The sequence below is a fragment of the Streptomyces sp. NPDC055749 genome (assembly GCF_053617235.1).
Window position 1 is genome coordinate 32398 of the sequence record NZ_JBSHFH010000021.1, and the last position, 24394, is coordinate 56791.

19 protein-coding genes are annotated in these 24394 nt (G+C 71.4%); 16 read left to right on the plus strand and 3 right to left on the minus strand.

Annotation, left to right across the window (positions count from 1 at the left end; translation table 11 throughout):
* Positions 1–63 precede the first annotated feature (63 nt).
* The gene (locus ACWGO0_RS17975) at positions 64–3045 is read left to right on the plus strand and encodes a beta-N-acetylglucosaminidase domain-containing protein (protein WP_453535226.1); all 2982 of its coding nucleotides are present in this window, start codon (positions 64–66) and stop codon (positions 3043–3045) included.
* A 34-nt stretch (positions 3046–3079) separates the two neighbouring features.
* On the opposite strand, the gene ACWGO0_RS17980 is transcribed toward ACWGO0_RS17975, so the two are convergent.
* A complete protein-coding gene (locus ACWGO0_RS17980; RefSeq protein ID WP_453535229.1) occupies positions 3080–3616 on the minus strand; it encodes an HNH endonuclease in 537 nt (178 codons plus the stop codon).
* Positions 3617–3933: 317 nt separating this feature from the next.
* Here ACWGO0_RS17980 and ACWGO0_RS17985 point away from each other — a divergent pair, with 317 nt between their 5' ends.
* From ACWGO0_RS17985 to ACWGO0_RS18030, 10 genes are all read left to right on the plus strand, one after another.
* Positions 3934–4998, plus strand: a complete 1065-nt coding sequence (locus ACWGO0_RS17985; protein ID WP_453535232.1) for a mechanosensitive ion channel family protein — start codon at positions 3934–3936, stop codon at positions 4996–4998.
* Positions 4999–5177: 179 nt separating this feature from the next.
* The gene (locus ACWGO0_RS17990; protein ID WP_453535235.1) at positions 5178–6392 is read left to right on the plus strand and encodes an ROK family transcriptional regulator; all 1215 of its coding nucleotides are present in this window, start codon (positions 5178–5180) and stop codon (positions 6390–6392) included.
* Positions 6393–6441: 49 nt separating this feature from the next.
* Positions 6442–7776, plus strand: a complete 1335-nt coding sequence (locus tag ACWGO0_RS17995; RefSeq protein WP_453535238.1) for an ABC transporter substrate-binding protein — start codon at positions 6442–6444, stop codon at positions 7774–7776.
* Positions 7777–7783: 7 nt separating this feature from the next.
* Positions 7784–8725, plus strand: a complete 942-nt coding sequence (locus ACWGO0_RS18000) for a carbohydrate ABC transporter permease (RefSeq protein WP_453535241.1) — start codon at positions 7784–7786, stop codon at positions 8723–8725.
* 3 nt (positions 8726–8728) lie between these two features.
* Positions 8729–9625, plus strand: a complete 897-nt coding sequence (locus tag ACWGO0_RS18005) for a carbohydrate ABC transporter permease (RefSeq protein WP_453535243.1) — start codon at positions 8729–8731, stop codon at positions 9623–9625.
* 1 nt (position 9626) lies between these two features.
* Positions 9627–10892 carry a 6-phospho-beta-glucosidase gene (locus ACWGO0_RS18010; RefSeq protein ID WP_453535246.1) on the plus strand — a complete coding sequence of 422 codons (1266 nt, stop codon included), beginning with the start codon at positions 9627–9629 and terminating at the stop codon, positions 10890–10892.
* Complete coding sequence (locus ACWGO0_RS18015; RefSeq protein WP_453535249.1) at positions 10883–11857, plus strand: N-acetylglucosamine kinase; 975 nt, start codon at positions 10883–10885, stop codon at positions 11855–11857. The genes ACWGO0_RS18010 and ACWGO0_RS18015 overlap by 10 nt, the downstream gene beginning before the upstream one ends.
* Before the next feature lie 268 nt (positions 11858–12125).
* Positions 12126–13514 carry a hypothetical protein gene (locus tag ACWGO0_RS18020; RefSeq protein ID WP_453535252.1) on the plus strand — a complete coding sequence of 463 codons (1389 nt, stop codon included), beginning with the start codon at positions 12126–12128 and terminating at the stop codon, positions 13512–13514.
* A gap of 11 nt (positions 13515–13525) precedes the next feature.
* Positions 13526–14563, plus strand: a complete 1038-nt coding sequence (locus tag ACWGO0_RS18025; protein WP_453535255.1) for a glutamate ABC transporter substrate-binding protein — start codon at positions 13526–13528, stop codon at positions 14561–14563.
* Positions 14564–14608: 45 nt separating this feature from the next.
* Positions 14609–15955, plus strand: a complete 1347-nt coding sequence (locus tag ACWGO0_RS18030; RefSeq protein WP_453535257.1) for a hypothetical protein — start codon at positions 14609–14611, stop codon at positions 15953–15955.
* Between the two features lie 34 nt (positions 15956–15989).
* Here ACWGO0_RS18030 and ACWGO0_RS18035 read toward each other — a convergent pair whose 3' ends face one another.
* A complete protein-coding gene (locus ACWGO0_RS18035; RefSeq protein ID WP_453535434.1) occupies positions 15990–16358 on the minus strand; it encodes a hypothetical protein in 369 nt (122 codons plus the stop codon).
* Between ACWGO0_RS18035 and ACWGO0_RS18040 the strand changes: the two genes are divergently transcribed.
* From ACWGO0_RS18040 to ACWGO0_RS18055, 4 genes are all read left to right on the plus strand, one after another.
* On the plus strand, positions 16252–18723 hold the full coding sequence (locus ACWGO0_RS18040; RefSeq protein WP_453535423.1) for a tetratricopeptide repeat protein: 2472 nt from the start codon (positions 16252–16254) through the stop codon (positions 18721–18723). The two genes, ACWGO0_RS18035 and ACWGO0_RS18040, sit on opposite strands and share 107 nt — an antisense overlap.
* A gap of 2 nt (positions 18724–18725) precedes the next feature.
* Positions 18726–20108 (plus strand): protein phosphatase 2C domain-containing protein, encoded by a 1383-nt coding sequence (locus tag ACWGO0_RS18045; RefSeq protein ID WP_453535260.1) that lies wholly within the window; start codon positions 18726–18728, stop codon positions 20106–20108.
* Positions 20109–20170: 62 nt separating this feature from the next.
* Positions 20171–21529: a vWA domain-containing protein gene (locus ACWGO0_RS18050; protein WP_453535263.1), complete on the plus strand. Its 1359-nt coding sequence runs from the start codon at positions 20171–20173 to the stop codon at positions 21527–21529.
* A 74-nt stretch (positions 21530–21603) separates the two neighbouring features.
* The gene (locus ACWGO0_RS18055) at positions 21604–22854 is read left to right on the plus strand and encodes an FHA domain-containing protein (protein WP_453535266.1); all 1251 of its coding nucleotides are present in this window, start codon (positions 21604–21606) and stop codon (positions 22852–22854) included.
* Here the strand turns inward: ACWGO0_RS18055 and ACWGO0_RS18060 are convergent.
* Entirely contained in the window at positions 22835–23845 is a 1011-nt protein-coding gene (locus ACWGO0_RS18060; protein WP_453535269.1) for a methyltransferase domain-containing protein, read from the minus strand. The two genes, ACWGO0_RS18055 and ACWGO0_RS18060, sit on opposite strands and share 20 nt — an antisense overlap.
* Positions 23846–24055: 210 nt before the next feature.
* Here ACWGO0_RS18060 and ACWGO0_RS18065 point away from each other — a divergent pair, with 210 nt between their 5' ends.
* Entirely contained in the window at positions 24056–24394 is a 339-nt protein-coding gene (locus tag ACWGO0_RS18065) for a hypothetical protein (RefSeq protein ID WP_453535271.1), read from the plus strand.

Here is a 24394-nt window from a genome sequence, read left to right on the forward strand (position 1 = left end):
ATTGACACCCTCGCGCGCGGGTGGTGGGCTCGGAGCCCACCGGTGGGACGAGGGGAGTGCGGCGTGCGGTTCGGACGCAGGAAGCACGCGACGGCCGTCGCCGTCGCGGTGATCGGCGGACTGCTCGGTTCCGTCGCCCCGGCCGCGATGGCGGCCCCTGTGGAACCCGGCCCCCCGGCCACCGTGCCCGACCGCGTCGACGGCTCGCAGCTGCCTTCCGTCTGGCCCCGTCCGCAGACCATCAAGGCATCAGGTCAGGCCGTGCCGCTGGGCACCGAGGTCACCGTCGTCGCGGACCCGGGCGCCGATCCGTACGCCGTGGACGCGCTGCGGACCGTACTGCGCGACGCGGGCGTCTCCACCCTGCACGACGGGCTGCCGGGGCGCGGCCCCGTCGTCCGCATCGGCGGTACGGGTGCGCTGGAGGCCCTGCGGGTCATGCGGGCGCCCGAGCGCGCGGACCTGCCGGCCGGCGGTTACCGCATCGCGGCGGGCCAGGTCGCCGGACGCTCCACCGTCGCCCTGGACGGCGTCGGCGACGACGGCCTCTTCCATGCCGTCCAGACGCTGCGCCAGCTGATCCGCGACGGCGCCGTCGCGGGCGCCGTGGTGCGCGACTGGCCGGGCACAGCCGCCCGCGGGATGGCCGAAGGCTTCTACGGGCAGCCGTGGACCCGCGAGGAGCGGCTGGCGCAGATCGCCTTCATGGGGCGCACCAAGCAGAACCGCTATCTCTACGCGGCGGGCGACGACCCCTACCGGCAGGCCCGCTGGCGCGAGCCGTACCCCGCCGAGCACCGCGCGGACTTCCGCGCGCTGGCGGAGAAGGCGCGCGCCGAACATGTGACGCTCGGCTGGGCCGTCTCCCCCGGCCAGGCGATGTGCATGGCGTCGGACGGGGACATCAAGGCGCTGACACGGAAGATCGACGCGATGTGGGCGCTGGGTATACGGGTCTTCCAGCTCCAGTTCCAGGACGTCAGCTACAGCGAATGGCACTGCGACGACGACGCGGAGACCTTCGGCAACGGCCCGGAGGCCGCGGCCAGGGCCCAGGCGCGCGTCGCGAGCGCCGTCGACCGGCATCTGGCGGAGCGCCACCCGGACGCCGAGCCGCTGTCGGTGATGCCGACGGAGTACTACCAGGACGGTTCGACGGACTACCGCAAGGCGCTGGCCGCCGAGCTCGACGACCGGGTGCGGGTGGCCTGGACCGGGGTCGGCGTGGTGCCGAAGACCATCACCGGGCGGGAGCTGGCCGGTGCCAGGGCCACCTTCCGTCATCCGCTGGTCACGATGGACAACTACCCGGTCAACGACTACGCGCAGGACCGGATCTTCCTCGGCCCGTACACCGGCCGGGACCCGGCGGTGGCGAGCGGTTCGGCAGCGCTGATCGCCAACGCGATGGAGCAGGCCGCCGCCTCCCGTATCCCCCTGTTCACCGCCGCCGACTTCGCCTGGAACCCGAAGGGCTACCGGCCGCAGGAGTCCTGGCAGGCCGCGATCGACGACCTGGCGGGCGGGGACGCCCGCACCCGGGCCGCGCTGGGCGCGCTCGCGGGCAACAGCGCGGCATCCGTGCTCGGCGGCGCGGAGTCCGCCTACCTGCGGCCCCTGCTCACCGCCTTCTGGGCCTCCCGCGCCACGGCGGGCGCCGGGCGCGACGACGCGGCACGGGACCTGCGCGAGGCGTTCACCGTGATGCGCGAGACCCCGGAGCGGCTGACCGTACCGGCGGACGGGCGGCTGGACGACGAGGTGCGTCCCTGGACGGACCAGCTGGCCCGGTACGGCAGGGCGGGCGAGCTCGCCGTCGATCTGCTCCAGGCGCAGGCGCGCGGAGACGGGGCGGGCGCCTGGCAGGCGCAGCTGGCCCTGGAGGGCCTGCGCGAGGACATCGCGGCCGGCGGGGCGACCGTGGGCAAGGGCGTGCTCGGACCGTTCCTGGACAAGGTCCGCAAGGCGGCCGACGGCTGGAACGGCGCCGACCGCGAAGCGGGCACCGTCACCAAGGATTCGAACAGCTATACGATCCAGCTGGGGCGGCCCCGCCCCGTGGACACCGTGACCGTGATGACGGACCCGGGCAGCGGCTCGGCAGGCGCGGTCCTCCAGGCCCACGTGCCGGGCGAGGGCTGGCGCGGCCTCGGCCCGCTCTCGGCATCCGGCTGGACCCAGACGACGACGAAGGGCCTGCGGGCGGACGCTGTCCGGGTCACCCTGCCCGCACCCCCGCCCTTCACCGGCACCGCGCCCCCACTCGTCCCGGGCCCCGGCACGGGTACGGGCGGCGCCCCGGGGGTGCGGGCGGTCGTGCCGTGGTTCGGTGACGAGCCCGCGGCCAGGCTCGACCTCGTACGCGGCGAGACGGATGCCGTGATCGGCGGCAGCCCGCAGCGCGTCGAGGCACGGCTGGCCGGCCGGCGCCCCGCCGAGGTGCGCGGCGCGCTGACGGCCAAGGCACCCAAGGGCATCAAGGTGAGCGTGCCGAAGCAGACGACGGTGCCGCGCGGTTCCCGGACCGAGGTGCCGGTGGACATCACGGTTCCGGCGGACACCCCGGCCGGTGAGTACGAGGTGCCGTTCAGCTTCGGCGGCGAGCGGAGCACGCTGACGGTGCGGGCCTTCCCCCGTACCGGGGGCGCGGATCTGGCACGTACGGGCACGGCGTCCTCATCCGGCGACGAGACCCCGGACTTCCCCGCGTCGGCCGCGTCGGACGGCGACCCCGCCACGCGCTGGTCCTCGCCCGCCGAGGACGGCGCCTGGTGGCAGACCGAACTGCCCGGGCCGGTGCGGCTCGGACAGGTGGTGCTGCGCTGGCAGGACGCGTACGCCTCGCGCTACCGCGTCCAGGTCTCGGCGGACGGCCGCACCTGGCGTACGGCGGCGACGGTCCGCGACGGCGGGGGCGGGCGCGAGTCGGTCCGGATGGACGCGAAGGACACGCGCTTCATCAGGGTGCAGGGGGACGGCCGGGCGACGGAGTTCGGGTACTCGCTCTGGTCGGTGGAGGCGTACGCGGTGGCGGAGGCGGAGTAGCGCGGTCCGCCGGGAAGGCGGCCTTCCCGGACTCTCAGGCGGAGATGCCGTCGATACGGGCCAGCACGTCGTCGGCGCCGAACGGCTGGAGGTACGGGAGCCAGCGCGGGTCGCGGTGTCCGGTGCCGATGATCCGCCAGGCCAGACCGCTGGGCGGGGCCGGCTGGTGACGGAGCCGCCAGCCGAGCTCGGGCAGGTGACGGTCGGCCTTCACGTGGTTGCAGCGGCGGCAGGCCGCCACCACGTTGTCCCAGGCGTGCTGTCCGCCGCGGCTGCGCGGAATGACGTGGTCGACGCTGGTGGCCGCGGCGCCGCAGTACATGCACCGCCCGCCGTCCCGGGCGAAGAGCGCCCGCCGGGTCAGTGGAACGGGCCCCCGGTAGGGGACCCGTACGAACCTCTTGAGGCGGATGACGCTGGGCGCCGGTACAGCACGGGTGGCACTGTGCATGAAGGCGCCGGACTCCTCGAGGCAGATGGCCTTGCTCTCGAGGACGAGGACGAGCGCGCGGTGGAGCGGTACGACGCCGAGCGGCTCGTACGACGCGTTGAGAACCAGGACGTGCGGCACGGTGGATGCCTCCTTGTACGCCGGCGGCGCGTGGCTCGCGCCGGGACGATCCGATCTCAGTCTCTCCTTATGCCTGGTCGAAACGCCACCACGTGCCGGTAACGGGCCGGAGGGATTTTCCTCACCCCCCTGCCCGGTCACGGCCGGGACACCCGGGAACAGGCGCTTCACCACGGCGGCCGCCCGCTCTGTGCGATCGGCCACACCAGCTGTATCCCCGGGTGAGACGTGTCTCTCCCTCGAACACGGCAACGATCCACTCCCATGGCTTCGTTACTGTTGTTGGTCACCCGTCGCCGCTCCTGGAGGTCCCCGCCGTGTACCTGTCCGCCCTATTGGCCGCAACCCCATCGCCGGAGCCCGTCGGCTCGCTGGGTGAAGCCGCCGAGCAGGCCGGCAACGCCGCGGGCTGGGTCGAGGAGAACTGGTCCACCTGGCTGAACACCGGTCTGCGGATCCTGCTCATCGCGGTGGTGGCGCTCGTCCTGCGCTATCTGATCCGCCGGGCCCTGACCAACCTCATCGACCGGATGAACCGCAGCGCGCAGGCGGTGGAGGGCACCGCCCTCGGCGGTCTGCTGGTCAACGCGGAGCGGCGCCGGCAGCGCTCGGAGGCGATCGGTTCCGTACTGCGCTCGGTGACGTCGTTCCTGATTCTCGGTACGGCGGGGCTGATGATCCTGGGCGCGTTCCAGATCAATCTCGCGCCTCTGCTGGCCTCCGCCGGTGTGGCCGGGGTCGCGCTGGGCTTCGGTGCGCGCAACCTGGTCACCGACTTCCTCTCCGGCGTCTTCATGATCCTCGAGGACCAGTACGGCGTCGGGGACACCGTCGACGCGGGCGTCGCGTCCGGCGAGGTCATCGAGGTGGGACTGCGGGTCACGAAGCTGCGCGGCGACAACGGTGAGATCTGGTACGTCCGCAACGGCGAGGTGAAGCGGATCGGCAACCTCAGCCAGGGCTGGTCGACGGCCGGTATCGATGTGACGGTGCGCCCCACGGAGGACCTGGACCAGGTCCGCAAGGCGATCGCCTCGGCGGCCGAGACCATGGCCAAGGAGGACCCGTGGACCGAGCGCCTCTGGGGCCCGGTGGAGGTCCTCGGCCTGGACGCGGTGCTGCTCGACTCGATGACGGTCCGGGTGACCGCGAAGACGATGCCCGGCAAGGCGCTGGGCGTGGAGCGCGAGCTGCGCTGGCGGATCAAGCAGGCGCTGGACGACGCGGGCATCCGGATGGTCGGGACCCTGCCGCTCCAGACGGACGGGGAGTCGTCGGCGGACCCGACCGCGGGCATGTCCGCCCCTTCGGCGTACGCCTCGGCGACCTCGCCGCAGTCGCTGGCGGCCACTCCGATAGCGCCGCCGAACCTGACCAAGTAGCACCTGAACGAGCAGAAGGGGCGTCCCGCACATGCGGGGCGCCCCTTCGGCGTTCCCGGCGTCCCAGGTAACACTTTGATTGCCGCGAGGGTGCAGACCATTGACGGTCCGGTGACCTGCGCCCTACCGTCCTCTCATCGAATAGGAAAGTTTCCTAACAGAGGGCAGGTGCAACCACCATGGCGGGAACCACGCCGGGCACTCCGGGCACACCGCGGGTTCTGCGCGCCATGAACGACCGGGCCGCCCTCGATCTGCTCCTGGAGCACGGCCCTCTCTCCCGTACCCGGATCGGGAAACTGACGGGCCTCTCCAAGCCCACCGCGTCCCAGCTGCTGGCCCGCCTGGAGGCCGCGGGACTCGTCGTGGCCACCGGCACCAGTGAGGGCCGCCCCGGCCCCAGCGCGCAGCTGTACGCCGTGAACGCGCGCGCCGCCCATGTGGCCGGCCTCGACGTGACCGCCGAGCGGATCGTCGCCGCGGTCGCCGACGTGACCGGCGAGACCGTCGGGGAGTACGAGCTGCGCACCCCCGGCCGGCGCGCCGCCGGTGTGGTCCGGCAGGTGGCCGAAGCCCTGGACGGCGCGGTCAAGGAGGCCGGCCTGGTCAGGGCCGATGTGCACCGCGTGGTGATCGGCACACCCGGCGCCTTCGATCCCGGCACGGGACGGCTCCGGTACGCCTCGCACCTGCCCGGCTGGCACTCCCCCACCCTGCTGGAGGAGCTGGCCGCGTTCCTGCCGATGCCGGTCGAGTACGAGAACGACGTGAACCTGGTCGCCGTGGCCGAGCAGCGGCTCGGCGCGGCGCGCGGCCACGAGAACTTCGTCCTGCTGTGGAACGAGGGGGGCCTCGGCGCCGCCCTGGTGATCAACGGCCGGCTGCACCGCGGCTTCACCGGCGGTGCGGGCGAGGTCGGGTTCCTGCCGGTGCCGGGGACGCCGCTCGTACGCCAGGTCGTGAAGGCCAACGCCGGCGGCTTCCAGGAGCTGGCGGGCGCCCAGGCGGTCCCGAGGCTCGCCACGGCGCTCGGGATCGACACCCCGCAGCAGCCGTACGCGGAGGTCGCCGCCGCGCTGCTGACGCGGGCGGTGGAGGCGTACGAGAGCGACGACGCGCTCACCGAACTGCTGCGGCAGTACGCCCAGCGGCTCGCCACCGGTCTCGCCTCGGTCACCGCCGTACTCGACCCGGAACTGATCGTGCTCTCCGGTGAGCTCGTCTCCTCGGGCGGAGAACTCCTGCGTTCGCTGATCCAGGCCGAGCTCGCCGAGCTCGCCGCGTCCAGGCCCCGTCTCGTCCTCGGTGAGATCGGCCGGCATCCCGTCCTGCGGGGGGCCCTGGAAAGGGCACTCGCCGACACCCGCGACGAAGTGTTCGACACCTCTCGCTGATTTTCCCTCGTATTCCTTCTCTCCTTCCCCTGTCCCTGGGAGCCTTGTCATGCGCAGAAACCGACTGACCACCGCCGCCGCTGTCGCCGTCGCCGCGATATCGGTCCTCGCCACCGCCTGTACCGGGCAGGCCGAGTCCGGTGCGAACGACGACCCGAACGCGAAGACGACGATCAACTTCTGGCACGGCTGGAGCGCTCCCGCCGAGGTCAAGGCGGTCCAGGACAACGTCGACCGGTTCGAGAAGGCCCACCCGAACATCAAGGTCAACGTCGTCGGCAACATCAACGACGACAAGCTCAACCAGTCGCTGCGCGCGGGCGGTTCGAAGGGCCCGGACGTGGTGTCCTCGTTCACCACCGCGAACGTCGGCAAGTTCTGCTCCTCGGGTGCTTTCGCCGACCTGAAGCCCTTCATCGAGAAGTCGAAGCTGGACCTGGAGAAGACCTTCCCCAAGGTGCTTCTGGACTACACCCAGTTCGAGGGCAAGCGCTGCGCGCTCCCGCTGCTCGCCGACGCGTACGGCCTCTACTACAACAAGGACGCCTTCGAGAAGGCCGGTGTCACCGCGCCGCCGAAGACGATGTCCGAACTGGCATCGGTCGCAAAGAAGCTGACGGTCGAGAAGGGCGACAGCTACCAGCAGCTCGGGTTCATGCCGAACTACCACGGCTACGAGACGGTCGCCGACCACTACCTGTCCTCGTGGGACCACACGTACTTCGACGAGAACGGCAAGTCCAACATCGCCAAGGACCCGGCGTTCGCCGAGATGCTGACGTACCAGAAGAAGCTGGTCGAGGACCTCGGCGGGTACGAGAAGCTGGAGAAGTACCGCGGCACCTTCGGTGACGAGTGGGGCGCCAAGCACCCGTTCCACACCGGCCAGGTCGCGATGCAGCTGGACGGCGAGTGGCGGCTCGGCATGGCCACCGACGCCAAGGTGCCGTTCGAGATCGGTGTCGCGCCGATGCCCGTCGCCGACGACGAGGCCGACAGCTACGGCAAGGGCTTCCTCTCCGGCACGATCATGGGCATCGCCCCGGGCAGCACGAAGCAGAACGCCGCCTGGGAGCTGGTCAAGTTCATGACGAGCGACACGAAGGCCGTGGTCGACTTCGCGAACGGGATCCGCAACGTGCCCTCCACCTTCGAGGCGCTGAAGTCCCCCGACCTGAAGTTCGACCCGCGTTTCAAGACCTTCCTGGACATCGCCCAGCACCCCGAGTCCAACACCCCGGACGGGGCCATCAACGGCTCGACGTACCAGCAGACCATCCAGGACTTCGGCTTCCAGTACGAGAAGGGCTCGGTGAAGGATCTCCAGGCCGGTCTGGAGAAGACCGCCGCGCAGATCGACACCGACATCGCGAAGGCGAAGTAGCCCGCCGATGACCACGCACACGCTCCGTTCGAAGCGCCGCAGGTCGGCGCTTCGAACGGCGGCCTTCATGTCGCCCTGGCTGATCGGGTTCACGGTCTTCTTCGCGTACCCGATGGTCTCGACCGTCTACTTCTCCTTCACGCAGTACGACGGCTTCGGGGCGCCGTCCTTCAACGGCCTTGCCAACTGGTCGTACGTCTTCAACGACTACCCGATGTTCTGGCCCTCGCTGCGCAACACGCTGTGGCTGGTGCTCGTGATGGTCACCTGCCGGGTCGTGTTCGGCCTCGGTGTCGGCATGCTGATCACGAAGATCAAGACGGGTACGGGAGTCTTCCGCACCCTGTTCTACCTGCCGTATCTCGCCCCGCCGGTCGCCGCGACCCTCGCGTTCGTCTTCCTCCTCAACCCGGGGACGGGGCCGGTCAACGCGATCCTCGGCGACCTGGGGCTCCCGACGCCCGGCTGGTTCAACGACGCGAGCTGGTCGAAGCCGGCGCTCACCATGCTCGCGGTGTGGGGCATCGGCGACCTGATGGTCATCTTCATGGCCGCGCTGCTCGACGTGCCCAAGGAGCAGTACGAGGCGGCCGAACTGGACGGCGCGTCCGGCTGGCAGCGGTTCCGCTTCGTCACCCTGCCGAACATCTCGCCGATCGTGCTCTTCGCCGTGGTCACGGGCGTGATCCAGGCGATGCAGTACTACACGCAGCCCCTGGTCGCCGGGAAGGTCGCCTCCGGTGTCATCGGCGGCTCCGGGCAGCAGTTCGAGCCCGGCTATCCCGACAAGTCGACACTGACCCTGCCCCAGCTCGTCTACAACCTCGGCTTCCAGCGCTTCGACTACGGCTCCGCCTGCGTCGTCGCCCTCGTCCTGTTCGCCCTGGCCATGGCGTTCACCGCGCTTCTCATGCGGGGCCGCAACAACCTGATCCAGGCCGGTGACTGAGCCATGACCCAACTCCTCGACAAGCCGGCAGCCAAGGTGGCCGACGCACCCACCCCGGCCGAGCGCACCGCACGCCGCAAGGCGCTGCTGCACTGGATCGCCGTCCACTCGCTGGGGATCGCCGCCGCGCTCTTCTTCGTGCTGCCGTTCGTCTTCGTCCTGCTGACCTCGCTGATGAGCGACCAGCAGGCCCTGACCCGCGACCTCACCCCGAACACCTGGGAGTGGGACAACTACCGGCGGGTCTTCAACACCCCCGGATTCCTTACCTGGTGGCGCAACACCCTGCTGTACGCGGGTGTCGGCACCGTCCTGACCGTGCTGTCGTCCGTGCCCGTGGCGTACGCGCTGGCCAAGTTCCGCTTCCGCGGGCGCAAGCTGTCGCTGATGCTGGTCATCTCGATGATGATGCTGCCGCCCCAGGTCGTCATCATCCCGATGTACCTGTTCTGGGCGAAGCAGATGGACCTGTCCGGCACGCTCTGGCCGCTCATCATCCCGATGGCGTTCGGTGACGCGTTCTCGATCTTCCTGCTGCGGCAGTTCCTGCTGACCATCCCGAACGAGTACCTCGACGCGGCGAAGGTCGACGGCTGCGGTGAATTCCGTACCCTGATCCGGGTGGTGATCCCGATGGCCAAGCCCGGGATCGCCGCGATCGCCCTGTTCCAGTTCTTCGCCGCCTGGAACGACTACTTCGGGCCGCAGATCTACGCCTCGGAGAACCCGGCCGCCTGGACCCTCAGTTACGGCCTCGAATCCTTCAAGGGCGCACACCACACCGACTGGAACCTGACCATGGCCGCGACCGTTCTGGTCATGGCCCCCGTGATCCTCGTCTTCTTCTTCGCTCAGAAGGCATTCGTCGAGGGCGTCACACTGACCGGAGTAAAGGGCTGACATGAAGCTCGCAGTAGTGGGTGGCGGGTCCACCTACACACCTGAACTGATCGATGGTTTCGCACGTCTGCGGGACACCCTGCCGGTCGAGGAGCTGGTGCTCATCGACCCGGCGGCCGACCGGCTCGAACTCATCGGCGGCCTGGCCCGGCGGATCTTCGCCAGGCAGGGCCACCCGGGGAGGATCACCACCACCTCCGACCTGGACGCCGGTGTCGCGGACGCCGACGCGGTCCTCCTCCAGCTCCGGGTCGGCGGGCAGGCCGCCCGCAACCAGGACGAGACATGGCCGCTGGAGTGCGGCTGCGTCGGCCAGGAGACCACCGGGGCCGGCGGCCTCGCCAAGGCGCTGCGCACCGTGCCGGTCGTCCTGGACATCGCCGAACGGGTGCGCCGCACCAACCCGGACGCCTGGATCATCGACTTCACCAACCCGGTCGGCATCGTCACCCGTGCACTGCTCCAGGCCGGGCACAAGGCCGTCGGCCTGTGCAACGTGGCGATCGGCTTCCAGCGGAAGTTCGCCAGGCTCCTCGACGTGACACCGGGCGAGGTGCATCTCGACCACGTCGGGCTCAACCACCTCACCTGGGAGCTCGGGGTGCGCCTCGGCGGCCCCGACGGCGAGAACGTGCTGCCGAAGCTGCTCGCCGAGCACGGTGGCGCCATCGCCGACGACCTGCGCATGCCGCGGGAGATCGTCGACCGGCTCGGCGTCGTGCCCTCGTACTACCTGCGGTACTTCTACGCGCACGACGAGGTCGTACGGGAGCTCGGCACGAAGCCGTCCCGGGCGGCCGAGGTCGCCGCGATGGAGAAGGAACTCCTCGCGATGTACGGGGACCCCTCGCTCGACGAGAAGCCGGCGCTGCTCGGCAAGCGCGGCGGTGCCTTCTACTCGGAGGCCGCCGTGGACCTGGCGGCCTCGCTGCTCGGCGGGGGCGGCTCCGCGGTGCAGGTGGTCAACACGTACAACAAGGGCACGCTGCCGTTCCTGCCGGACGACGCCGTGATCGAGGTGCAGGCCCGGGTCGACGGCACGGGGGCGACTCCGCTCGCCGTTCCCCGTCTCGACCCGCTGTACGCCGGTCTGATCGCCAATGTGACGGCGTACGAGGACCTCGCCCTGGACGCGGCGCTGCGCGGCGGGCGGGACCGGGTATTCAAGGCGCTCCTCTCGCACCCGCTGATCGGTCAGTACGAGTACGCCGAGGCGCTCACCGACCGGCTGATCGCGCACAACCGGGAGCACCTCGCGTGGGCGTGAACGTCTCGGTCGTCGCCATCGACGCGGGGAACAGCAAGACCGATGTGGCTCTGATCGGTGAGGACGGCACGGTTCTGTCCACGGCCCGCGGCGGTGGCTTCCAGCCGCCGGTCGTCGGTGTCGGGGCGGCACTGGACGTGCTGGGCGCGATCCTGGACCGGGCGCTGGCCGAGTGCGGCGGGAGCGTCGACCCGCTCGGCCATGTGTCCGCGTGTCTGGCCAACGCCGATCTCCCCGTCGAGGAAGCCGAGCTGACGGAGGCTCTGCTCGCCAGGAAGTGGGCACGCACGGTGGAGGTGCGCAACGACACCTTCGCGATACTGCGCGCCGGGGTGGACGAGCCGCGGGGCGTGGCCGTCGTCTGCGGCGCGGGGATCAACTGTGTCGGCATGCTGCCGGACGGGCGCACCGCCCGCTTCCCCGCGATCGGCCGGATCTCCGGTGACTGGGGCGGCGGTTCGGGGCTCGCCGAGGAGGCCATGTGGTTCGCGGCGCGGGCCGAGGACGGCCGCGGCGAGGCGACCGAGCTGGCCCGCACGCTGCCGGGGCACTTCGGCCTCGGCTCGATGTACGAGCTGATCGAGGCCCTGCACCGGGGGCGGATCCCGTTCGCATCGCGGCACGAGCTCACACCGGTCCTGTTCGCCACGAGCGCGGCCGGGGACCCGGTGGCACGCGCCCTGGTGGACAGGATGGCGGACGAGGTCGTCGCCATGGCCTCGGTCGCGCTGACCCGCCTGGGTCTGCTCGACGAGGAGGCGCCGGTGCTGCTGGGCGGCAGTGTGCTGGCCGCCCGGCATCCGCAGCTCGACGGGCGGATCGCCGAACTCCTGGCGGCCCGCGCCCCGAAGGCCGTGATCCGGGTGGTCGCTCAGCCGCCGGTGCTGGGCGCGGCGCTGCTGGGCCTGGACCACACGGGTGCGGCGCCCGAGGTGTACGCGAGGCTGCGCGCGCAGTACGCGTGACGTCCGGCCCTCATCCTGTCGTCATCGCCGGACGGGCTTGATCCTGAAGCCCGTCCGGCGATGAGGTATGCCACGGACAAGGGAACCGATCACTCGTCCCGATCGTGTTCATGGTGGGGAGGCCCATCCGCTTCGGACCGACGTTTCGACGCAAGATCCGGGCGTTCCTGGTGTGGATGTCGGTCCCTCGGCCATACTGCTGGCCGGGTACCAGTCCCCCGCTCGGCCGGGGGGCCGTGCCGCAGTCAGTGACCGAGGGGGAGGTCAAGTGACATACCCGCCGAATGGGGGCTCGCTACGGGAGCGTGCGCCCGGGCGACCGCCCGCGTCCGTGCCCGCGCCCGCGCAGCGCCGCGGCGCCTGGTCGGGACCGACGGAGCGGCTGCGTGCCGCGGCGACGACCGAGCCCGGCAGGCTCCAGATCATCGGGGCCGTACTGGCCCTGCTGGTGGTGACGTTCGGGGCCGTGACGGCTCTGGAGATCTCCGCACGGTCCGCCGCCGCCGACGACGTGGTGAGCCGCAGCCAGCCGCTGAGCGCGGACGCGGCGAGCATCTACCGCTCCCTGGCCGACGCGGACACGATGGCGGCCAGCGGCTTCCTCGCGGGCGCGCAGGAGCCCAAGGACGTGCACGAGAAGTACGAGAAGGACATCACGGAAGCCTCCAGGCTGCTCGTGAGAGCGGCTGCGAGCACGGACGCCTCGACCACGTCCGGCCAGGAGATCACCACCCTGGCCGAGCTGCTTCCCGTGTACACCGGTCTGATCGAGCGGGCCCGGGCCAACAACCGCCAGGGACTGCCGCTCGGCGGTGCCTATCTCCGGTACGCGAACCACAAGATGACGTACGAGCTGCTGCCGGCGGCGGAGCGGCTGTACGAGGCCGAGACGGGCCGCCTCACCGAGGACTCGGGCGACGCCCGGCAGTGGCCGTACCTCTCGCTCGGCGCCGGACTCGTGGTCCTGGCCGCACTGGTGTGGATGCAGCGGCGCAACTACCGCAGGACGAACCGGGTCTTCAACCACGGGCTGATCGCGGCGACCGCCGCGTCCACCGTGGTGCTGCTGTGGCTGGCCGTGGGACACACGGTGGCGCGGACCGAGCTGCGTGCGGCGATGGTGAACGGGCAGGAGTCACTGGACGTCCTCAACGACGCGCGGATCAACTCGCTGAAGGCGCGCGCCAACGAGAACCTCACGCTGGTGGCCCGCGGTGCGGTGCTGACGGCGGACGGCAAGAACGACAAGTACGAGACCGACTACACCACGGGCATGAAGGCTCTCGGTGCACAGCTGAAGAGCGCCGAGAAGCTCGCCAAGGGCACCCAGGGGAGCGAGCCGGTGGTCGATGCCATCAACAACGTGTCCGAGTGGCAGGAGCGCCACCGCAAGGCCCGTACGACCGACGACCAGGGCGAGTACGAGGGTGCGCTGGAGCAGATCATCGGCCCGGAGGGCTCCACGGGTGAGTCCTTCGAGCGGGTGGACACGGCTCTGCGCAAGGCGCTCGACCATGAGCAGGGCGAGTTCACCGACGCGGCGAAGGACGGGCGCGGGGCGCTGGGCGGGCTGCCGATCGGGGCGGCCGTGCTCGGTGTGCTGGGCGCGGTCGGCGCCGTCGTCGGAGTCAACCGCAGGCTCTCGGAGTACCGGTGACTGGGGGAGCGATGGCCAGGAGACGAGACCGGTCCGGCCCCAGCAGGCTGCGCGGCTGGGGCGGTGTGACGGGCATGGCGGTGGCGTGCGCGATCACCGCCTCGCTCACCCTGCTGCCGCTGTCCCACAGCGGGGACGAATCCTTCGGTACGAAGACCGTGGGCCAGGGGGCGACTTCGGCGGTCCACGCACGCGCCGACGAGTGCACGGACCCGGAGGCCAGCCTTCTGCCCTCGGGCGACGACGGGCCGAGCATCGAGAAGATCAAGGAGCGCGGCAAGCTGGTCGCCGGGGTCGACCAGAACAGCTTCCGCTGGGGCTACCGCAACCCTGAGACCCGTGAGCTCGAAGGCTTCGACATCGATCTGGTGCGGGCCATCGCGCAGAACATCCTGGGCGACCGGGACGCGGTGATCTTCCGTGCGATACCCACCAACCAGCGCATCGCGGCTCTGGAGAACGAACGGGTCGACGTCGTCGTGCGGACGATGACCATCAACTGCAAGCGGCTGGAGCAGGTCTCGTTCTCGACGGCCTACTTCCAGGCCGGACAGCAGGTGCTGGCTCCGAAGGAGTCCACGATCACCGGGTACGACAAGTCGCTGGACGGCAAGCGGGTCTGCACGGCCGAGGGCTCCACGGCCTTCGAGGCGCTGGAGAAGCAGTCGTTCGGCGCGGTGTTCAAGGACGAGGCCGACGGCACCGAGCAGGACAAGGACCAGCTGACCGTGCCCAACCAGCTGGACTGTCTGGTCCGGCTCCAGCTCGGCGAGGTCGACGCGATCGTCACGGACAACGCGCTGGCGGCCGGTCAGGCGGCCCAGGACCCGGCCATCGCCCTCAAGGGCGCCAAGCCGTTCACCACGGAGTACTACGGCGTGGCGGCGAAGAAGGGCTCGGACGACCTGGTGGCCCGCGTCAATCAGGTGCTGGTCGACTACCGCAAGGGCGGGAAGGACAGCCCCTGGATGAAGTCGTACCGCTTCTGGCTGGCCACCGGCCTGCCGGGGATCACGGCGCCGCCGGCGCCCAAGTATCTGAGCAACTGAATCCTCCGGCCCACGGGCCGGACGGCAAGAGCGGAGAGGTGATCGATGGGCGTGGCGGGTTCCTTCCCCGGCTTCGCGGGGAGGCCCCCCGGCCCGGTCCTGGACCGGGACGAGGCGGACCGTGCGCTGGCCCGGCTCGGCGCTGAGCACGAGGCCATCGAGACCTCGCTCCTCGCCCTCCAGGACCATGCGGGCCGCCGGCTCCTGGAGGGCGCCGAGCTGACCGGCGTCACGAAGGACCGCTGGGCCGGCACCGAGCAGTCGATCACGCTGCTGTGGGGGTACTTCGACGCGTACGCGGGGGCGCTCACCGAGGCCCGCGCGCTGCGGGCCCGCAGGCGCTACCCCAACCGGGACGACCTGCTGGCCCTGACCGAGCTGCTGCGCGGACAGGGCGTCACCGTGGCCCACGCGGCGGCCGGGCCCGGCGCTTCGGTCACCGGTCCCGCCAGGCTCTCCGAGCGGTTCTCGCTGGAGGAGCTGGTCGCCCGGATGAACGAGCTGTACGCACGGGCCCTGGACATGGTCGTCGCCTCCGACTCCGTATGGTCCGCGCTGCCCGCCCGGATAGATCTGCTCGCCGCCGAACTGCGCCGTACCGCCTCGCTCGCGCACTCCGTCGGAGTGCGGCCGGGTGAGCATCCGGCCGGTGACGACCTGGAGGCCATCACCGAGGAGCTGACGACGCTCCGGGTGCAGGTGATATCCGATCCGCTGGCGTTCTGGCTGCCGGGTCCCGGCAGCGCGGCGCCCGGCGGCGGCCGGCCGGACACCACGCGCTACGACCGGGCGGCCCGCGCCCTGGAGGACGTACGGCGGGAGATCGAGGCGGTGCTCGCGGTCCGGCAGGACGCGGAACAGCGCCTGGTCCACCTGCGTGACGTGCTCTCCCGCGCGGACCGCACGCTCGCCGAGGCCCGGTCGGCGCGCGGCGAGGTGCTGGCGAAGATAGCCGCGTCCGAGGTGCCGGCGGTCAGCGGCCCGCCGACCGCGTTGCAGGAGCGGCTGGCTGCCGCGTCCGACTACCGCAGGCACGCCCAGTGGCACCGGCTGTCCCCGCTCCTGGAGACACTGGAGCGCGAGGCCGAGGACGAACTGCTGCGGGCCCGTGAGTCGTTGACGTCGGTGACGGCGCCGCTCGCGGTCCGCGCGGAGCTGCGCGGCAGGCTGGACGCGTACAAGGCGAAGGTGGCCCGGCACGGTCTGGCGGAGGACCCGATGCTCATGGAGCGGTACGACACGGCGCGCCGGATGCTGTGGAGCGCGCCGTGCGATCTGCGGGTCGCCGAGCAGGCGGTGCTGCGTTTCCAGGGGGCAGTGGCGGAGCTGCTGACCCCGCAGCGGCCGCCGGGACCGCAGGACCGGCGGGGCGAACAGGGGGAGACATCATGAGTACGCAGTGCCAGCGCCCCGAGTGCGAGGGCGCCTACGAGGACATGGGCGGCGGTGAGCTGTACTGCGACACCTGCGGTCTCGCTCCGGTCGTCTCGCCGACGGGCATGGTCAGTTCACCGCCGACCGGGATCGCGGGCGGCGGCAGGGGCAGCCGGGGCAGCAACAGCAGTTCGCAGCGTTCGAGTTCGCGGGCCTCGTCGAGGTCGTCCTCGCGCTCTTCCACGTCGCGGCGCTCGGTCTCCGGGCGGCTGTCCCGTTCGCTGTCGGGCAGCGCGACGGCCCGTTCGGTCTCGGTGCGCTCTTCGGGCTCGTCGTCCGGTTCCTCGGGCCGGGGCCGGCTGGGTGCCGGTCTGGTGCTCGTCCCCGACGTACCGCGGCCCGATCCGCGTACCGCCGTCATGGAGAACCCCGAGGTCCCGGAGCGCAAGCGGTTCTGTTCGCGCTCCGACTGCGGGGCCCCGGTGGGCCGGGCGCGCGGCGAGCGGCCGGGACGCACCGAGGGTTTCTGCACGAAGTGCGGCCACCCCTACTCCTTCGTACCGAAGCTGCGCGGCGGCGACATCGTGCACGGGCAGTACGAGGTCGCGGGCTGCCTGGCGCACGGCGGGCTCGGCTGGGTCTATCTCGCGGTGGACCGTGCCGTGTCCGACCGGTGGGTGGTCCTGAAGGGCCTGCTGGACACCGGTGACCAGGACGCCATGGCCGCGGCGATCTCCGAACGGCGCTTCCTCGCCGAGATCGAGCACTCCAACATCGTCCGCATCTACAACTTCGTCGAACACCTCGACCAGCGGACCGGCTCGCTCGACGGCTACATCGTCATGGAGTACGTGGGCGGCAAGGCGCTCAAGGAGATCGCCAACGAGCGCCGCACACCGGCCGGGAAGCGGGATCCGCTGCCGGTCGAGCAGGCGTGCGCGTACGGCATCGAGGCACTGGAGGCGCTGGGCCATCTGCACAGCCGCAACCTGCTGTACTGCGACTTCAAGGTCGACAACGCGATCCAGACCGAGGACCAGCTCAAGCTGATCGACATGGGCGCGGTGCGCAGGATGGACGACGAGGAGTCGGCCATCTACGGCACGGTGGGCTATCAGGCACCCGAGGTCGCGGAGGTCGGCCCGTCCGTCGCCTCCGACCTGTACACGGTCGCGCGGACGCTCGCGGTGCTCACGTTCGACTTCCAGGGCTATACGAACGTGTTCGTGGACTCGCTGCCCGACCCGGACAACATCGAGGTGTTCCGGAGGTACGAGTCGTTCTACCGGCTCCTCGTGCGGGCCACCGACCCGGACCCGGCGCGGCGGTTCGCCTCGGCGACGGAGATGGCCGAGCAGCTGACCGGGGTGCTGCGCGAGGTCGTGGCCCTTCAGACGGGGCGGCCACGCCCGGCGCTCTCGACGCTGTTCGGTACGGAACTGCGCGTGACGGACACCGAGTTGTTCGCCGAGCTGTCGGGCGACGTGTCGCGGCTCGGCGGCCGGGAGACGAAGGCCGGTGGCGGCCGGCGGAAGCGGGGCGCGGGTGCGGCGGCCGTGCCGCCCGCTCCGGGTGTGATGGCGGCCATGCCTCCGGTGGGGGCCGTCGCCGGTCCGCCCGCCGGGGCCCCCGCGGCGTACGGCGCCGCGGGTGCCGCTCCGCTCTCGGCGCCCGCCACGCATGTCCGTGGCGGCGGTGGCACGAATAGCGGCGGCACGGGCGGTGGTGGCGCGGTGCTCGCGTACGCGCCGACGCAGGCCGGGATTCCGGCTCCTCGCGCCTCGGCCCCCGCGCCTGGCGCACTCCCCGGGGCGTACACGGGCGGGGGGCCGCGGCTCGCCGGGCTCGACGCGCGGGCGACCTCGCTCGCGCTGCCGGTCCCCCGGGTCGACGCGAACGACCCGAACGCCGGTTTCCTCGCCGGAGTGATGGCTTCCGCGCCCGCCGAGCTGATCACCGCGCTGCAGGCAGTGCCCGCGGCCTCGCTGGAGACGCGGCTGCGAGAGCTGCGCGCCCGGCTGGAGATGAACGAACTCGACGCGGGCGTACGGGCGCTGGGCGATCTGGAGGACCGGCACCCCGACGACTGGCGGGTCGTCTGGTACCGCGGCATCACCTCGCTGGTGACCGGGGACAACGAGAACGCGGCGCTGTCCTTCGACGCGGTCTACGACGCGTTCCCCGGAGAGCCCGCCCCCAAGCTGGCCCTCGGCATCTGCGCGGAGGTCCTCGGCCAGCTGGACAACGCCGCCGAGTACTACCGGCTGGTGTGGACGACCGACCCGAGCTTCGTCAGCGCGGCCTTCGGCCTGGCCCGGGTGCAGATCGCCGCCGGTGACCGGGTCGGGGCCGTACGGACGCTGGAGTCCGTACCGGAGGCGTCGATCCACTACACGGCGGCCAGGGTCGCCGCGGTCCGGGCGCGGCTGCGCGAGCGCGCCCCGCAGGAGCCGCTGATCAACGATCTGTCGGCCGCCGCGGACCAGGTGACCGGCCTCGCGGGCTTCGGTCTGGACGCGGTGCGCCGCGAGCAGTTGTCGACCGAGGTTCTGGGTACCGCGCTCGACTGGGTACTCTCCGGTAGTCCGGCGGCACCCTCACCGGTCCCGTCGCAGCACACACCTTCGGGCCCGAGGATGCTGCTGGGCAGTGAACTGGACGAGCGGGGCCTCAGATTCGGCCTGGAGCGCTCGTACCGGATGCTCGCCCGGCTCGCACAGCGTGGCGACGAGCGGATCGAACTGGTGGAGCGGGCCAACCGTTTCCGCCCCCGGACGTGGGTGTGAAGATGTCACAGATCCACCAGCAGACCTCCTTGTCCAACTGCCCCGGCTGCGAGGAGCCGCTGGAGACGGGCGACCTGTTCTGCGGTGCGTGCGGGTACGACCTGTCGGCCGTGCCCTCGCCGCCGGACGACCGGCCGACGATCGCGATCGCCGTACCGGCGCCGGGCGGGAGCGGGCCGGAAGCCTCGCCGGTCGAGTGGCCGGCCGCCTCCGAGACCGACAGTTCCGATCTGCCCGCGCCCGTGCACCGTGCGACCGACCTGCCGGGCACGGACTCGGGCGGCAGTGCGCTCCCCACCACGGATCCCGCCGTACGCCACGACGTGCCGGGCGGGGCGGCACCGGGCTCGGACGACTTCGAGCTGGCGGCGCCCGGCGCGGCGCCCTCCGCCGCGCCCTCAGCGGCTCCCGACCCGCGTACCGCCGAGCACACCGCCGCCCCGGCGGGCGGCGGCAAGCTCTGCGTGGCCTGCCGTTCGGGCCATGTGGACACCGACGGCTACTGCGAGAACTGCGGCCACGCCCAGCCCCGCGAACGCGATCACATGGAGCGGGAGCTCGGTTCGGTGGCCGCGGTCAGTGACCGGGGCCTGCGCCACCACCGCAACGAGGACGCGTTCGCCGTGTCCTCCACCGCCCTGCCGGACGGCTCCCCCGCCGTCGTCGCGATCGTCTGCGACGGCGTCTCGTCGGCGAGCCGCCCCGACGAGGCGTCGGCCGCCGCCGCGAGCGCCGCCAACGAGGCGTTGCTGGAATCCCTGCCGCGCGGCACGCACCCGCAGCAGGCCATGCACGAGGCGATCATCGCCGCGTCCGATGCGGTCAACGCGCTGGCCGAGGAGCCGGGCCAGGCGATGGAGCACGATCAGCACCGCCATCAGAACGCCCCGGCGTGCACCCTGGTCGGCGCGATCATGGCGGGCGGCCTGCTGGTCATCGGATGGGTCGGCGACAGCCGGGTCTACTGGGTGCCCGACGACCGCACCATCGCACCCGCCCGGCTCACCGAGGACGACTCGTGGGCGGCGCAGATGGTGGCGGCGGGCCTGATGAACGAGGCGGAGGCGTACGCGGACGAGCGCGCCCACGCCATCACGGGCTGGCTCGGCGCCGACGCGTACGAACTGGAGCCGCACACCGCCTCGTTCAAGCCGGACCGCCCCGGCCTGGTCGTGGTCTGCACGGACGGCCTGTGGAACTACGCGGAATCCGCCGTGGAGATGGCGGCGGCCGTGCCCACGGACGCGCACGAACGGCCGCTGCACGGCGCTCAGGTGCTGGTGGGTCACGCGCTCGACGGCGGGGGGCACGACAACGTAACAGTGGCTCTGCTGCCGTTCGCCGTGACGCCTCAGGGGGCAGCAACCCCCTGGAGCAGCGCCTGAGTCCCGCTTTTCGTCCCGCACGACCTGATCCGACCTATGTGGAGCCTCAAGGAGCCGATCAGATGGCCAACTTCTCCAAGTCGAACGTGCCGCAGTTCTCCGTCGAGGTGTACCAGAACGAATATCTGCCCGAGGGCGGCCGTGAGGTCAACGGCATCGTCACCGTCACCTCGACGGGCGGGGGCACCACCGGTGGAGTGCCGCTGACCGGGGCGTCCCCGACGCCCGCGCACATCCCCGGGCAGGTGCCGAACGCCGCCGTGGTGATCATGGTCGACTGTTCGGGTTCGATGGACTACCCGCCGACGAAGATGCGCAACGCGCGTGACGCGACGGCGGCGGCCATCGACACCCTGCGCGACGGCACGCAGTTCGCGGTGGTCGCGGGTACGCATGTGGCCAAGGACGTCTATCCGGGCAACGGGCGGCTCGCCACCGCCGACGCGCAGACCAAGGCCCAGGCCAAGGACGCGCTGCGCAGGCTGAGCGCGGGCGGCGGCACCGCGATCGGCACCTGGCTGCGGCTCGCGGACCGGCTGCTCGGCGCCGCCGATGTGAACATCCGGCACGGCATCCTGCTGACGGACGGCCGCAACGAGCACGAGTCGCCGGAGGATCTGCGCTCCGCGCTCGACGCCTGCGCGGGCCGCTTCACGTGCGACGCCCGCGGTGTCGGCACCGACTGGGAGGTGAAAGAGGTCACAGCCATCGCCTCCGCGCTGCTCGGCACGGCCGACATCGTCGCCGACCCCTCCGGGCTGGCCGCGGACTTCACGCGGATGATGGAGAACGCGATGGGCAAGGAGGTCGCGGACGTGGCGCTGCGGCTCTGGACGCCCGTCGGGGTCGAGATCAGATTCGTCAAGCAGGTGGCGCCCACCGTCGCCGATCTGACCGGCCGCCGCACCGAGGCGGGTCCGCGCGCCGGGGACTATCCGACCGGCTCCTGGGGCGACGAGTCCCGCGACTACCACGTCTGTGTGCTGGTCCCGGAGGCCGGAATCGGCCAGGAGATGCTGGCGGCACGGGTCTCGCTGATCCTGCCCGACCCGTCGGGCGGCGCTCCGCAGACCCTTTCGCAGGGTCTTGTACGAGCGGTGTGGACGGACGACATGGTGGCGTCCACGTCGATCAATCCGCAGGTCGCGCACTACACGGGTCAGGCCGAACTGGCACAAGTCATCCAGCAGGGACTCGATGCACGCAAGTCGGGAGACTTCGACGGGGCGACCGCGAAGCTCGGCCGTGCGGTGCAGTTGGCGTCGGCCTCCGGGAACGAGGACACTGCGAAACTGCTTTCGAAGGTGGTCGACGTCGTCGATGCGGCGACCGGTACTGTGCGACTGAAGGCAAAGGTCGCGGAGGCGGACGAGATGACCCTCGAAACGCGCTCGACCAAGACCGTTCGCGTCAAGAAGTAACAACGAAGCGACACCCGGCAACCGAACGAGCATGACGGCCCCCGGGCCGGACGAGGAGAGGGGGAAGCGCCGACATGCCGACCTGCCCGAACGGACACCAGTCGGGTTCCGAGGACTGGTGCGAGGTCTGCGGACACCGCATGGCCGGGGCGGGCGCGCCTGCGGGCGCAGTTCCCCCGCCGCCTCCCCCGCCGCCCGCGCCCGGCTACGGCTACCCGCAGGGCTCCGGCCCCGGTGAGCCGACCGCCCGTGCCGAGCTCTGCCCGCAGTGCCGCACCCCGCGTGAGGCGATGGCACCCTTCTGCGAGGAGTGCCGCTGGAACTTCCTCACGAACACGGCGACCTCGTACACCCCGCTCGCCCCGCAGCAGGGCGTGCCGGGTGCCCCGGTGCCCGGTCTGAACCTGCCGCCCGGCTTCCAGGCCCAGCAGGGACCGCCGCCGCCCCCGCAGCAGCAGCGGGACCCGTTCGAGTACCAGAGTTCGCGTCCCTCGCAGATGAACCGTCCGGCGGAGCCGCTCTCGCCCGAGCAGGGCGGCCACCCCGGCCCGCCGCCTCCGCCCTCGTTCCAGCAGGGCCCGCCGCCCCCGCCGTCGTTCCAGCAGCCGCCGCAACAGCAGGCGCCGCAGGGATTCCAGCAGCAGTCCGCGCCGCCCGCACCCTCGCAGCCGCAGGCTCCGCCGATGGGTGGCGACGACTGGCTGCTGCCGCCGCCCTCGCAGGGCATGGCTCCGCAACCGCCCGCCCCGCAGCCGCCCGCCCCGCAGCCGCCCGCCCCGCAGCCGCCCGCCCCGCAGCAGCAGGGGTTCCAGCAGCCGATGCAGCAGCCGTTCCCGGGCCAGGGCCAGCAGAACCAGGGGCAGGCTCAGGGTCAGGCTCAGGGTCAGCAGAACCAGGGGCAGGGTCAGAACCAGCAGTCCACCACCTGGACGGCCGTCATCGCCCCGGACCGCGAGTACTTCCTGGCGATGATGCAGCGCAGCGGCCCCGAGGCGACCGGGCTCAACCTGCCCGCGTACTCCCCGGAGCAGCACCTTCCGCTGACCGGCAACCAGATCACCATCGGTCGCCGCCGGCAGAGCACGGGCGAGTCCCCCGACATCGATCTGTCCGTGCCGCCGGAGGACCCCGGTGTCTCGCACCAGCACGCCGTGCTCGTGCAGCAGCCCGACGGCGGCTGGGCCGTGGTCGACCAGAACTCCACCAACGGCACCACGCTCAACACCGCCGAGGACCCGATCCAGCCCTACGTCCCCGTCCCGCTCCAGGACGGCGACCAGGTGCATGTCGGGGCCTGGACGACCATCACGCTCCGTCGCGGCTGAGGTCCTGGCAGCCGGCGACCGGCCAGACGTACGGCCCCTCCGGGTCGTCGAGCCAGGCCCACTGCCGGCCCTGCCCGACCGTGATGCCGTACCTCTCCCTCCGGGGGCGCTGTTCGCGCTGCCAGAGGGAGAGGGCCTCGTGCGGATCGAGGGCGCCCGCGGTCAGGGTCAGCAGGAAGCGGAACAGGTCGTTCTCGACGATGCGCCCCGGCAGACCGCCGAGGCGCTGGAGCTGTGCGGGCAGCGGCAACGCCCCGCGCAGCGGCACGAAGTACGCGGGCGTGTCCAGGAACCGCCCCTCCGCACACCGCCCGTGCGCGGTCTCCCGTACGTCCAGGGCGACCAGACCCGTGGCGAGCGGGGCGAGGATGCGCGCGCCAGGACTGCATTGCGCCGGCCATGACTGCGGTACGCAGGGCATCGCGCAGGTAGCGATGATCCGGTCGTACGGGCCCCGCTCGGGGCAGCCGCGCGCCCCGTCGGCCGTGACCACGGCCGGCCGGTAGCCGGCCGCCGCCAGATGACGGCGGGCCGACTCCGTGATCTCCGGGTCCAGATCGACCGTGGTCACCGCGGAGTCCCCGAGCCGGTGGGCGAGCAGGGCGGCGTTGTAGCCGGTGCCCGCGCCGATCTCCAGGACGGTGTGCCCGTCACGGACGTCCAGGGCCTCCAGCATCCGGGCCATGAGTGACGGCCTGCTGCTCGACGAGACGAGTGCGCCGTCCTTGATACGGGTGGCCAGAGGCGCGTCCTCGTATGCCCCGCGCAGCCAGCGCGCACGCCGCCCGGCATCGGGGTCCTCGCACCACAGCCGCTCCTCCCGGCCCACCGGGCCCGCGAAGTAGTAGGGCACGAACAGATGGCGGGGGACGTCCTCGAAGGCGGCCCGCCAGTTGGGGTCGCGCAGGCCGCCGTCCGCGAGGACGGCGCGCACCATGGCCCACCGCGCCTCCGCGCCGTCGGCCGTGTAGTGGTCCAGGTGTGCGCCCATAACTCCACTTTCCTGCGACGGAGGCGGACAAGCGAGCAGTCGGGATCAGGTCTCGGGTGAACGACTTCTGGCCGAACCCTTCGCACAGACTCGCTATTCACTTTGCGCGGACCATACGTTCACGTCCGCAACACAGTTCGGGCACCCGCCATCAGTGGGTGCTCATCTTCTTGCTGTCTTCTTCGGAGGTTCAACGTGCGTCGGAGAACCATGCGTGTCGGTGCGGTCCTCATCGGGGCGACCACCGCGTTACTGGGCGCGAACACCGCGTTCGGCAACGCTGTCTACACCTACCAGGGCGACGACTTCGCCTACATCAAGAATGACCACGAATCGGTCGCTGTATGCGACCGGGAGCTCGACGGATCCAGCGTCTACACCAACTACTACCGGTCGATCGACTCCGACTACCGACGCGTCGAGGAGACGAGAGGCAGCGGGACCTGCACCTCCTCCGGGTCCAGCAGCAACCTCGTATGGAAGATCCGCGCGTGCGAGAACATCTCCGCGTTCCCCGATGCCTGTTCCCCCTGGAAGACGCACTTCTGA